This window comes from Streptomyces piniterrae, from assembly GCF_005048155.1.
Lineage (GTDB): Bacteria > Actinomycetota > Actinomycetes > Streptomycetales > Streptomycetaceae > Streptomyces > Streptomyces piniterrae.
The window spans coordinates 455,997-468,233 of sequence record NZ_SUMB01000005.1 but is presented as its reverse complement, the minus strand read 5'-3'; the positions used below and the strand labels follow the sequence as shown (position 1 = coordinate 468,233).

At 72.3% G+C, this 12,237-nt stretch carries 10 protein-coding genes; 6 read left to right on the top strand and 4 right to left on the bottom strand.

What is annotated here, in order from left to right:
- Positions 1-76: 76 nt before the first annotated feature.
- The gene (locus FCH28_RS18375) at positions 77-544 is read right to left on the bottom strand and encodes a hypothetical protein (RefSeq protein WP_246102962.1); all 468 of its coding nucleotides are present in this window, start codon (positions 542-544) and stop codon (positions 77-79) included.
- A gap of 453 nt (positions 545-997) precedes the next feature.
- Between FCH28_RS18375 and FCH28_RS18370 the strand changes: the two genes are divergently transcribed.
- Together FCH28_RS18370 and FCH28_RS18365 are read left to right on the top strand one after the other, a co-directional pair.
- Positions 998-2,767: an acetyl/propionyl/methylcrotonyl-CoA carboxylase subunit alpha gene (locus FCH28_RS18370; protein ID WP_136741111.1), complete on the top strand. Its 1,770-nt coding sequence runs from the start codon at positions 998-1,000 to the stop codon at positions 2,765-2,767.
- Positions 2,768-2,899: 132 nt separating this feature from the next.
- A complete protein-coding gene (locus FCH28_RS18365; RefSeq protein ID WP_136741110.1) occupies positions 2,900-3,409 on the top strand; it encodes a hypothetical protein in 510 nt (169 codons plus the stop codon).
- Here the strand turns inward: FCH28_RS18365 and FCH28_RS18360 are convergent.
- Positions 3,406-4,590 carry an alpha/beta hydrolase gene (locus FCH28_RS18360; protein WP_136741109.1) on the bottom strand — a complete coding sequence of 395 codons (1,185 nt, stop codon included), beginning with the start codon at positions 4,588-4,590 and terminating at the stop codon, positions 3,406-3,408. The genes FCH28_RS18365 and FCH28_RS18360 overlap by 4 nt on opposite strands.
- Positions 4,591-4,981: 391 nt before the next feature.
- On the opposite strand from FCH28_RS18360, the gene FCH28_RS18355 reads away from it, so the two are divergent.
- Positions 4,982-5,626, top strand: coding sequence for a TetR/AcrR family transcriptional regulator (locus FCH28_RS18355; protein WP_425471951.1), 645 nt, complete (start codon positions 4,982-4,984; stop codon positions 5,624-5,626).
- A gap of 312 nt (positions 5,627-5,938) precedes the next feature.
- On the opposite strand, the gene FCH28_RS18350 is transcribed toward FCH28_RS18355, so the two are convergent.
- A complete protein-coding gene (locus tag FCH28_RS18350; RefSeq protein WP_136741108.1) occupies positions 5,939-6,922 on the bottom strand; it encodes a DeoR/GlpR family DNA-binding transcription regulator in 984 nt (327 codons plus the stop codon).
- Between the two features lie 294 nt (positions 6,923-7,216).
- A complete protein-coding gene (locus FCH28_RS18345) occupies positions 7,217-8,662 on the bottom strand; it encodes an NAD(P)H-quinone dehydrogenase (protein WP_136741107.1) in 1,446 nt (481 codons plus the stop codon).
- A gap of 139 nt (positions 8,663-8,801) precedes the next feature.
- Here FCH28_RS18345 and FCH28_RS18340 point away from each other — a divergent pair, with 139 nt between their 5' ends.
- The 3 genes from FCH28_RS18340 to FCH28_RS18330 all read left to right on the top strand — a co-directional run bounded on the left by FCH28_RS18340 (position 8,802) and on the right by FCH28_RS18330 (position 12,215).
- The gene (locus tag FCH28_RS18340; protein WP_136741106.1) at positions 8,802-9,239 is read left to right on the top strand and encodes a gamma-glutamylcyclotransferase family protein; all 438 of its coding nucleotides are present in this window, start codon (positions 8,802-8,804) and stop codon (positions 9,237-9,239) included.
- Between the two features lie 168 nt (positions 9,240-9,407).
- Positions 9,408-10,229 (top strand): purine-nucleoside phosphorylase, encoded by an 822-nt coding sequence (locus FCH28_RS18335; RefSeq protein ID WP_136741105.1) that lies wholly within the window; start codon positions 9,408-9,410, stop codon positions 10,227-10,229.
- A gap of 303 nt (positions 10,230-10,532) precedes the next feature.
- Entirely contained in the window at positions 10,533-12,215 is a 1,683-nt protein-coding gene (locus FCH28_RS18330; protein WP_136741104.1) for a phospho-sugar mutase, read from the top strand.
- Positions 12,216-12,237 lie beyond the last annotated feature (22 nt).

Sequence of the window (12,237 nt, the reverse complement as noted above, 5' to 3'; positions counted from 1 at the left end):
GACACAGCGCCATGAGCCTAGACCGAGGGGCGGATTCAGGCCGGACCAGGGGCACTTCGGGCCGGCCGGGGCGGAATCAGGCCGGACCGGCGACCGCAGGCGGCGGGCCGTTCGGCGTGGCCCCGCCCGGTGCCTCGTCCGCCCCCTCGCCGCGCGGCCCGTCGTACGCCACCAGCGTGAGCACGATCAGCCCGAGCACGACCATCATCCCCACGAAGGCGACCCAGCCGACCAGGCCGACGGAGAGCGCGCCGAGCAGTCCGTGCACCACCGCGCAACTGATCAGCACGATGCGGGTGAAGCCGCCCGGGGCACGGTCGCGCAGCCCGCTGCGCGCCATGACGAAGGCACAGAAGAGCAGATAGAGGCCGAAAAGGATGCCGCCGACCAAGGTGCCGGTGGACATCGCGCCGGTCGGCAGCCCGGCCATGGACATCTGCTGTGCGTCGACGGCGATGCTCAGGATCCATTGGAGCAGCGCGATCCCCACCGCCTCCAGGACCAGCACCACCGCCGCCACCAAGGCCACCGGTCTGCGCGCCACGTTCACCCCGCCCACCCACTTTCGCCGTTACCGCGAGTACGAAGACATCGCGCACGCTACTAACGGGTAATAGCCGGGGCAAGGGTCGTGCACGAGTGACATACGGCCGGAGGGCGGGCCGGGCCCCGGCGGAACGTGCGGCACCCGGAATTTCCTTCGCGGCCGACGGACCCGCACGCAAAGTTTCCTTCGCCCATTCGTAGGGACTCCACAAAGAATTGACGATCCGCTGGACGCCGAATGGCCGAGACCTAGACCACACCCGGGCTCGGCACGGAGCCCTGGAATCCGGGCCTACCCTGGGATACCAGGGGACTTTGGTTGCTCATCGGCACGCCCCGCACACTCCGTGTGGGCAAGGTCACCCCCGGGAATGGGTCGGCACGCGGTGTCGTCAGTCCCTAAACTCGCGCCGTTGATCTGTTGCGGCGAAGCGCCAAGGAAGGACCCATCGTGCGCAAGGTGCTCATCGCCAACCGTGGCGAAATCGCTGTCCGCGTTGCCCGTGCATGCCGGGACGCCGGAATCGGGAGCGTAGCTGTCTACGCCGAGCCCGACCGGGACGCCCTGCACGTACGCGCCGCTGACGAGGCATACGCCCTGGGCGGTGACACACCTGCCACCAGCTACCTGGACATCGCCAAGGTTCTTGCGGCCGCCGCCGATTCCGGCGCGGACGCCATCCACCCCGGCTACGGCTTCCTCTCCGAGAACGCCGAGTTCGCGCAGGCCGTCCTCGACGCGGGCCTGACCTGGATCGGCCCGCCGCCGCAGGCGATCCGCGACCTCGGTGACAAGGTCGCGGCCCGGCACATCGCCCAGCGTGCCGGCGCCCCGCTGGTCGCCGGCACGCCGGACCCGGTCTCCGGCTCGGACGAGGTCGTCGCCTTCGCCAAGGAGCACGGCCTGCCGATCGCCATCAAGGCGGCGTTCGGCGGCGGCGGCCGCGGCCTGAAGGTCGCCCGCACCCTCGAAGAGGTCCCGGAGCTGTACGACTCCGCGGTCCGCGAGGCCGTCGCCGCCTTCGGCCGCGGCGAGTGCTTCGTGGAGCGCTACCTCGACCGCCCGCGGCACGTCGAGACCCAGTGCCTGGCCGACAAGCACGGCAACGTGGTCGTCGTCTCGACCCGCGACTGCTCCCTCCAGCGCCGCCACCAGAAGCTGGTGGAGGAGGCGCCCGCGCCGTTCCTCTCCGACGAGCAGAACGCCGAGCTCTACCGCGCCTCCAAGGCCATCCTGAAGGAGGCCGGCTACGAGGGCGCCGGCACCTGCGAGTTCCTCGTCGGCCAGGACGGCACCATCTCCTTCCTGGAGGTCAACACCCGCCTCCAGGTCGAGCACCCGGTCACCGAAGAGGTCACCGGCCTCGACCTCGTACGCGAGATGTTCCGCATCGCCGACGGCGAGGAACTGGGCTACGACGACCCCGCCGTGCGCGGCCACTCCTTCGAGTTCCGCATCAACGGCGAGGACCCGGGCCGCAACTTCCTGCCCGCGCCCGGCACCGTCACCACGTTCGCCGCGCCCTCCGGCCCCGGTGTCCGCCTGGACGCGGGCGTGGAGTCCGGCTCGGTCATCGGCCCGGCGTGGGACTCGCTCCTCGCCAAGCTGATCGTCACCGGCGCCACCCGCCAGCAGGCGCTGCAGCGCGCGGCCCGCGCGCTGGACGAGTTCACCGTCGAGGGCATGGCCACCGCCATCCCCTTCCACCGCACCGTCGTCAGGGACTCGGCGTTCGCCCCCGAACTCACCGACTCGACGGACCCGTTCACGGTCCACACCCGCTGGATCGAGACCGAGTTCGTCAACGAGATCAAGCCGTTCGCCGCGCCCGGCGCGGAGGAGGCCGAGGCGGACAGCCGGGAGACGGTCGTCGTCGAGGTCGGCGGCAAGCGCCTGGAGGTCTCGCTGCCGTCCTCGCTCGGCATGCCGCTGGCCCGCGCCGCGGTCGCCGGTGGCGCCAAGCCCAAGCGCAAGGCCGCCAAGAAGTCCGGCAGCGCCGCCTCCGGTGACGCCCTCGCCTCCCCGATGCAGGGCACCATCGTCAAGGTCGCCGTCGAGGAGGGCCAGCAGGTCGCCGAGGGCGAGCTCGTCGTCGTCCTGGAGGCCATGAAGATGGAACAGCCGCTCAACGCCCACCGCTCCGGCACCATCAAGGGCCTGACCGCCGAGGTCGGCGCGGCCCTCACGTCGGGCGCGGTGATCTGCGAGATCAAGGACTGACGCGCCGAGCGTCGCCTACGCGGACGAGGGGCTCCCGGCAGGAAGATGCCGGGAGCCCCTCGCGTTGCGCGGGGCGCGGGGGACAATGGGCTCGCTTGTCGGCGGAGGACGGACAGCGGGGGTGCGAGTCCTATGGCAAGGGAAGCGGAACCGACGGCGTCGGCCACCGCGGCGGCGGCCGCGTTGCGTACGGCAGCGCACACGTCCCAGTGGCACGAGGTGAGGCGCCGGTTGGTCGCCCTGGTGACGCGGTCCGGCCCCGGGCACATGGACGAGGAAGCGCTGACGGCCGAGCTCGACACGGCCAGGGAACATCTCCTCTCCGCCGAGGCGGACGGCGACGACGAGGCGGCCGCGGCCGTGGTCACCGCATGGCGACTGCGCCTGCGCCGGCTGCTGGCGGAATCCCCTGCTCTCGCGCCGGGTCTGCGCGCACTGCTGGAGGACGCGCGCCCGGACGACGAACCCCCGGCCCCCGAGGACGTGCGACCCGGCGACGACCCCCCTGCCCCCGAGGTCCACAACGTCATCTCCGGTGGCGTCCACCACGGCCCCGTGATCCAGGCGAGAACCCTCTACGGCCTCACCTTCCCGCCCCCCGACGGCCGCACCCCGCCGGGACCGCCGTCGAGCGACGACTAGGAATTGCCCACCACGTCCTCGGGAAACGTCAGCGACCTGCTCATCCACTCGAGCGCGGCGGGCAGTTCGCGCCGCCAGGTGGCGAAGTTGTGGCTGCCGTGGTCGAGGACGATCGCCTCGGCCTTCATCGGTGGCTTGACGGCGGCCAGGAACTCCCTGGCCGCCGGATAGTTCTTCTCGCCCGAGCGGCTGGTGCCCACCAGGACGTTCACCTGCGGCATGGGCAGGTGATGGAGGCGCCACATCAGATCGTGCTCCTGGCGGCGGCGTACCCGGTCCTTGCCGTCGCCGAAGAGATTGCCGGTGGTCGGGTCGTTGGAGACCTTGAAGTCCGGCGAGAGGGCGGCGGCCGAGGTGTACGTCCGGTCGTGCCGCATGGCCAGCTGGAGGGCGCAGCTGCCGCCCGAGGAGTAGCCCAGCACGCCCCAGCCGCCCGGGTCGTGGCCGACGCGGTAGTGCGACCTCAGGGCGTCCGGCACATCGCGCGCGAAGAACGTCTCGGCCTGCGGCCCGCCCGGCACGTCGACGCACTGGGTGTCGCGCGGCGGCGCGATGGTGGGCCGCAGCATCACGATCACGGTGGGCTGCATCCGGCCGGCCCGGATCAGCCGCCCGGCGGTCTGCGGCAGCCGCAGATGCTGCCCGAGCAGGAAGGTGCCGCCCGGGTAGCCGCTGAGCGCGACGATGACGGGGAACCGCTGGCGGGCGTACTGCGGCTGGAAGTACTGCGGCGGCAGATAGACGTACGCCGGGTCCACCGCCCGGGTCCGCTTCCCGACGATCCGTACGGCCTCGACCCTGCCCGCCATCTCGGGCGGCCCCTTCGGCAGTCCGTGCACCTTGTCCAGGCCGTCCGGGCCGGAGGGCTGCACCAGGCCCTTGGACGGGTCCCCCGCGGGCCCGGCGGTGCCCCCGTCGCCCCATTTGCCGAGGGCTTCCGGGGCGTCGTCGTACAGGCCGAGCAGCTCGTGCCAGGAGCCGTAGAACTGGAAGTTGGCGTTCACCGCGAGGCCGAGCGCGGCGACGATGGTCAGCTGGGTGGCGACGATGGAGCCGAGCCGGCCGAGTATCGCCCGCGGCCCGCGCCCGGCGAACCGTGGCCACAGCCAGAGGGTGAGCCCCACACAGACCACGGCGACCGCGGCCATGGCGTACAACAGCGACCGGCTGGTCAGTCCCATGACATTTCCCCAGATTCCCCACGACGTGTCCGCCCGGCGGGATTCCCACGACGTTCCCGGCGTCCTCCGGACAACCTCCCGGAAGACCTCTTTGCGCCTGGTTTGATGCCTCTTGCGATACGGGCGTTGCGGGGGTGGCGAGGTGTTCGGGTACGCGCCCACTGCGGTACTCCCACGCTTCATCTGTTCTTCGCGCCTGGTTCGGTGCCGCTCGCGCGGAGGTGGCGGGGGTGGTCGGTGGGGCCGGCGGGTGACTCACCTGCGGCTCCGGCCGAAGTCCCGCGACGAGGCAGGCCGGCGGGCCGACTGCCAGGCGGAGGCCCCCTCCCCTTCTGCAATGGCATCCTGGACCCACCGGACCGGGACCGGCCGGGGTCGAGGGAGGACGGCGATGGCTACCGAGACGGCAGGGCAGCGGCACGCGGGGCGGGGCACGGTGGCGCACGCGCCGGCGGGCGCGCACGCCGTACGTCCCATGCGGGCCGACGCCCGCCGCAACTACGAGCGGCTGCTGACGGAGGCCCGTACGGCCTTCACGGAGCGCGGCACGGACACCTCGCTGGAGGACATCGCGCGCCGCGCCGGTGTCGGCATCGGCACCCTCTACCGGCACTTCCCCAACCGCACGGCGCTGATGGGCGCGGTCTTCCAGGGCGAGGTGGACGCGCTGATGACGCGCGCCCGGGAGCTGGCCGACGCGCCGCAGCCGTGCCATGCGCTGGTCGACTGGCTGCGCGCGATCATCACCCACGCCACGACCTACCGCGGGCTGTCGCGGACGCTGATGGCGGCGTCGGCGGACGACACTTCGGGCATGGCGCGGTGCTGCGTACCGATGCGCGAGGCCGGCGCCGCACTGCTGACCCGCGCCCAGGAGGCCGGAGCGGTACGCCGCGATGTGAGCATCGTCGATCTGATGCAGCTGACGAACGGCATCGCGCTGGCCGCCGAGGAATCCCCGGACGACCCGGAACTGGCCGACCGCCTGCTGACCCTCACCCTGACCGGCCTCAAGGCGGACCGGCCCCGAGACTGACTGACCTCGACGCTGACCGGCCCCAAGCCTGACCGGACCCGAGGCGGACCGGCCTCAGCGTTGCCCGGCGTCAAGACTGACCGGACCCGAGGCTGAACGACCTCAACGGTGAACGACCCCAACGCTGACCGACATCAAGACCGACCAGCCTCCAGACCGACCAGCCCCAAAGCCGACCGCCGAACACCGCGAGCCCCCGGAATACCGCCCCGCGCCCCCGCGTTGTGGACCCGCAGGGGGCCCTCGCGTCCCCTAGGGGATCTGTTCGAACATCCCCTAGGGGTTACGGAAGGCCCCGCGCCCCTCCCGGCTTCAGCGTCGCCGTGGTGCCAGGTCGGCGACGCGGCTGCCCGGGGCCTCCGACAGGGTGCCGGCCGGGCGCAGCTGGGGCGCCGAACCCCCGGCGCCCGGTGGGTGGTTGCGGCGCTGTCCCGGTAGCGGCACATCCCGACGGGGGCCACGGCGGTCCGCCGCGCTCTCGGCGCCCAGCTGGCCCGGCCCCTGCACCGCTCCCGGCCCGCCGGCGACGGCGATCTGCACACCCTGGTCGGCCAGGGCCTGCAGTTCCGTCGCGGCCCGGTCGTCGTGGCCCGGCGGCTCGTCCGTGACCAGCCGGGTGATCACATCCGTCGGCACCGTCTGGAACATCGTGTCGGAGCCGAGTTTGGTGTGGTCGGCGAGCACCACCACCTCCCCCGCCGCCTGCACCAGCGCCCGGTCGACGCTGGCGGAGAGCATGTTGGAGGTGGACAGCCCTCGTTCGGCGGTGAGCCCGCTGCCCGAGAGGAAGGCACGGGACACCCGCAGCCCCTGGAGGGACTGTTCGGCGCCGCTGCCGACCAGCGCGTAGTTGGATCCGCGCAGGGTGCCGCCGGTCATCACGACCTCGACGCGGTTGGCATGGGCCAACGCCTGTGCGACAAGCAGGGAGTTGGTGACGACGGTCAGACCGGGCACCCGGGCCAGCCGACGGGCCAGCTCCTGGGTGGTGGTCCCGGCGCCGACGACGATGGCCTCACCCTCCTCGACGAAACCGGCGGCGAGATCGGCGATGGCCGTCTTCTCGGCGGTCGCTAGATGGGATTTCTGCGGGAAGCCGGACTCCCGGGTGAAGCCTCCCGGGAGGACCGCACCGCCGTGCCGGCGGTCGAGCAGCCCTTCCGCCTCCAGCGCCCGCACGTCCCGCCGTACGGTCACTTCGGAGGTCTGGACAACGCGGGCGAGCTCCCGGAGCGATACCGCTCCGTTGGCGCGCACCATTTCGAGGATCAATTGGCGACGTTCTGCAGCGAACACGAAACTGACAGTAACGCCAACGACCGTCTGTTTTCAGCAGGTTGCACCAATTAACGGAAGTTGTTCACGCGGCACAACGTGACGTGGTATGCGTAGCGCATATGTCGAACTGGCGGCCGACGTACGTCGCTTGCCCCCTGGTCAGTACCTCCAGAGAGCCGTTCGAAACCGACCCCGGCAACTACGGCCGAACTTCCGCCCCTGGGGGAACGTTTCATCCCAATTGCTCAGTAGGGGCACAAACATTCCCGCCCGGGGCGTCCGTCGTCTGGCCGCGCAGGCCTGCGGGCGGGGCTATTCGCTCGCCGCCTTGCGGGTGTGCAGCTGGCGCGCGACCTCGGCGATCGAGCCCGAAAGCGACGGGTAGACGGTGAAGGCGCTGGCGATCTGCTCGACGGTCAGATTGTTGTCGACCGCGATCGAGATGGGGTGGATCAGCTCGCTGGCGCGCGGCGAGACGACCACACCGCCGACGACGATGCCCGTACCGGGGCGGCAGAAGAGCTTCACGAAACCGTCGCGGATGCCCTGCATCTTGGCGCGCGGGTTGCGCAGCAGCGGCAGCTTCACCACCCGGGCGTCGATCCTGCCGCTGTCGACATCGGCCTGGGAGTAACCGACGGTCGCGATCTCCGGGTCGGTGAAGACGTTCGCGGAGACCGTCTTGAGGTTGAGCGGCGCCACCGCGTCGCCCAGGAAGTGGTACATGGCGATCCGGCCCTGCATCGCGGCGACGGACGCCAGCGCGAACACGCCGGTGCAGTCGCCCGCCGCGTACACGCCGGGGGCGGTGGTGCGGGAGACCTTGTCGGTCCAGATGTGACCGGAGTCCTTCAGCTTGACGCCGGCCTCTTCCAGGCCGATGCCCGCGCTGTTCGGGATGGAGCCGACGGCCACCAGGCAGTGCGTACCGGAGATCGTCCGGCCGTCCGCGAGGCTCACCTCGACGCGGTCGCCGACCCGCTTGACGGCGGAGGCGCGCGAGCGGGCCATGACGTTCATCCCGCGGCGCCGGAAGACGTCCTCCAGGACGGCGGCGGCGTCCGGGTCCTCGCCGGGCAGCACCCGGTCGCGGGACGAAACCAGGGTGACGCGGGAGCCGAGCGCCTGGTAGGCACCGGCGAACTCGGCGCCGGTGACACCGGAGCCGACCACGATGAGCTCCTCGGGGAGCTCGGTCAGGTCGTAGACCTGCGTCCAGTTCAGGATCCGCTCGCCGTCCGGCAGCGCGTCCGGGATCTCGCGGGGGTGCGCGCCGGTGGCGATCAGCACCGCGTCCGCGGTCAGCGTCTCCTCGCTGCCGTCGGCGGCGGTCACCGTCACCCGGCGCGAGCCGTCCGGCGACTGGCCAGGCTCCAGCCGGCCGCGGCCGCGCATGACCCGGCCGCCGGCGCGCGTGACGGAGGCGGTGATGTCGTGCGACTGGGCCAGCGCGAGGCGTTTGACACGCCGGTTGACCTTGCCGAGGTCCACGCCGACGACGCGCGCGGGGCGGTCGATGTGCGGCGTGTCGTCCTCGACGATGATGCCCAGCTCCTCGTACGAGGAGTCGAAGGTCGTCATCACCTCGGCCGTCGCGATAAGAGTCTTCGACGGCACGCAGTCGGTGAGCACCGACGCCCCGCCCAGACCGTCGCAGTCGACGACGGTCACCTCCGCGCCGAGAGAGGCGCCCACCAGGGCCGCCTCGTATCCGCCGGGTCCGCCACCGATGATCACGATCCGAGTCACGTACCCCATTGTCCCGCACGCGCGTACGCCGCTCGCTCCGGGGGCCGTTTCGTGTCCCCGGCACGGCCCGGTGACGCCCCGACCGGCGCGGCGCCGCGAATCGCCCGTACCACGGGCCCACCCGATAACCTCCCGTACCCTCGGAACCATGTCGCTCTACGCCGCGTACGCCGGCAACCTCGACGCGCGGCTGATGTCACGCCGCGCACCGCACTCACCGCTGCGCGGCACCGGCTGGCTCAACGGCTGGCGGCTGACCTTCGGCGGCGAGCAGATGGGGTGGGAGGGCTCACTGGCGACGATCGTCGAGGCCCCCCGCTCCCAGGTCTTCGTCGCGCTCTACGACATCGCGCCCATGGACGAGGAGTCCATGGACCGCTGGGAGGGCGTGGGCATGGACGTCTACCGCCGGATGCGGGTGCGGGTGCACACGCTCGACGGCGACGAGGCGGCCTGGTGCTACGTCCTCAACGGCTACGAGGGCGGTCTGCCGTCCGCCCGCTACCTGGGCGAGATCGCGGACGCCGCGGAGTCGGCGGGCGCGCCGCACGACTATGTGATGGAACTCCGCAAGCGGCCCTGCTGATCCGTTTGCCCCGGTCGCCGCGCAGGTCCGCCGCATGCCGGCGGCTGCCCCATACGGGTGGCGCGACGCGCCCGGCCGGCGATTCGTCGGAAGACACAAGACAACGATCCCAGCACCGTGGGCAGCGACATCTACGCGCGTAGGCTTTTACCGGCTACCCTCGTCCGCGTGAACGCATCTGTTACCCCGGACATCGCGAGCGACCCGCAGGGCGCCGCCGACGCCGCCGCCGCGCGCCTGCGCGAGCTCACCGGCGCCGAGACCCACGACGTCGCCCTGGTGATGGGCTCCGGCTGGGCTCCGGCCGCCGAGGCCCTGGGCGCCCCCGAGCACGAATTCCCGGTCACCGAGCTGCCCGGCTTCCCGCCCCCGGCCGTCGCTGGACACGGCGGCAAGATCCGCTCGTACCGGGTCGGCGAGAAGCGCGCGCTGGTCTTCCTGGGCCGTACGCACTACTACGAGGGCCGCGGAGTCGCCGCCGTCGCGCACGGCGTCCGCACCGCCGCCGCCGCCGGCTCCAAGACCGTCGTCCTCACCAACGGGTGCGGCGGTCTGCGCGAGGGCATGCGCCCCGGCCAGCCGGTCCTCATCAGCGACCACCTCAACCTCACCGCCACCTCCCCGATCGTCGGCGCGAACTTCGTCGACCTGACCGACCTCTACTCGCCGCGGCTGCGCGCGCTGTGCAAGGAGGTCGACGCGAGCCTGGAGGAGGGCGTCTACGCCCAGTTCCCCGGCCCGCACTACGAGACCCCTGCCGAGATCAAGATGATCCGGACCCTGGGCGCCGACCTGGTCGGTATGTCCACCGTCCTGGAGGCCATCGCGGCGCGCGAGGCCGGCGCCGAGGTGCTGGGCCTGTCGCTGGTGACGAACCTCGCCGCCGGCATGACGGGCGAGCCGCTCAACCACGAAGAGGTGCTGCAGGCCGGCCGCGACTCCGCGACCCGGATGGGCAGCCTGCTCGCCCAGGTGCTCGGCAAGCTCTGAGGCCGTGGCGGACGGTGGCCGGCCGGGGGTACGTGACGCCCCCGGGCCGGCCCCGCCGCCGCCCCGGGCCGGCCGTCCGTCCGGCGCCGCAACGGCCACCGGACGCCGCCGCGTTCCGGCCTCCCGCCGCCGAGCGGCACCGGCCGGTGCCGGCCGAGCGGCACCGGCCCGTATAGCCGGTATGGCCGGTTCGACCGCACGAAACACGCGCCTACGGGGTAACCGCACCACGTACGCGCACGGGGCAGACGTGCCGGGCGGCCGAGCGCTCCCCCCACCCGCATCCACCGTCAGGAGCATCACGTGGCTACCGATCCCGCGGAGCTGATCAACCGGGCCGAGGCATGGCTGGCCGAGGACCCCGACCCGGAGACCCGGGACGAGCTGTCCAAGCTCATCGAAGCCGACGACACGACCGAGCTGACCGCCCGCTTCGCCGGCACCCTCCAGTTCGGCACCGCCGGGCTGCGCGGCGAGCTGGGCGCGGGCCCCATGCGGATGAACCGCTCGGTGGTCATCCGCGCGGCGGCCGGCCTCGCCGCGTATCTGAAGTCCAAGGGCGACGGCGCGGGACTCGTCGTCATCGGCTACGACGCGCGCCACAAGAGCGCCGAGTTCGCCCGGGACACCGCGGCCGTCATGGTCGGCGCCGGACTGCGGGCCGCCGTGCTGCCGCGCCCGCTGCCCACCCCCGTACTGGCCTTCGCGATCAGGCACCTGGGCGCGGTGGCCGGCGTCGAGGTCACCGCCAGCCACAACCCGCCGCGCGACAACGGCTACAAGGTCTACCTGGGCGACGGCTCGCAGATCGTGCCGCCCGCGGACGGCGAGATCGCCGCCGAGATCGCGGCGGTCGCCTCGCTGGACGACGTACCGCGCCCCGAGTCCGGCTGGGAAACCCTCGACGACGAGGTCCTGACGGCCTACCTGGCGCGTACCGACGCCGTACTGACCCCGGGCTCCGCCCGCGACACCCAGGTCGTCTACACGCCCATGCACGGCGTCGGCCGGGACACCCTCACCGCCGCCTTCGCGCGGGCCGGCTTCCCCGCCCCGACGGTCGTCGCGGAGCAGGCCGAGCCGGACCCGGACTTCCCGACGGTCGCCTTCCCCAACCCCGAAGAGCCCGGCGCGATGGACCTCGCGTTCGCCACCGCGCGGTCCAAGGGCCCCGGCAGCGTCGATATCGTTCTCGCCAACGACCCGGACGCGGACCGCTGCGCCGTAGCCGTGCCCGCACCCGGCACGAAGGACGGCTGGCGGATGCTGCGCGGCGACGAGGTCGGCGCGCTGCTCGCCGCCCACCTGGTCGGCAAGCAGGCCACCGGGACGTTCGCGACCACGATCGTCTCCTCCCAGCTGATGTCCCGTATCGCCGCCGCCTCCGCCCTCCCCTACGAGGAGACGCTGACCGGCTTCAAGTGGCTGGCCCGGGTGGACGGTCTGCGGTACGCGTTCGAGGAGGCGCTGGGCTACTGCGTCGACCCGGAGGGCGTCCGCGACAAGGACGGCATCACCGCCGCCCTGCTGATCACCGAGCTGGCGGCCGAGCTCAAGCAGTCCGGGCGCTGCCTCACCGACCTGCTCGACGACCTGGCGCTGGAATTCGGCCTGCACGCCACCGACCAGCTCTCGGTACGCGTCGAGGACCTGTCGCTGATCGCCGACGCCATGCGCAGGCTGCGCGAACAGCCGCCGACGGTGCTCGCGGGTCTGGCGGTGAGCTCCTCCGACGACCTCAACCAGGGCACGGAGACGCTGCCGCCGACCGACGGGCTGCGCTACTACCTGTCCGGTTCGCCGGAGTCGGGCGTGGAGGCCGGCCGGGTCGTGGTCCGCCCGAGCGGCACCGAACCCAAGCTCAAGTGCTACCTGGAGGTCGTGGTCCCGGTGTCCTCGGCCCAGGCCCTCCCGGAGGCGCGCCGCCGGGCGGACGCGGCGCTGGCGGCGATCAAGAGCGATCTGGCGGGGGCGGCGGGTATCTGACGTCGTCCTGGCAGGGCGCACC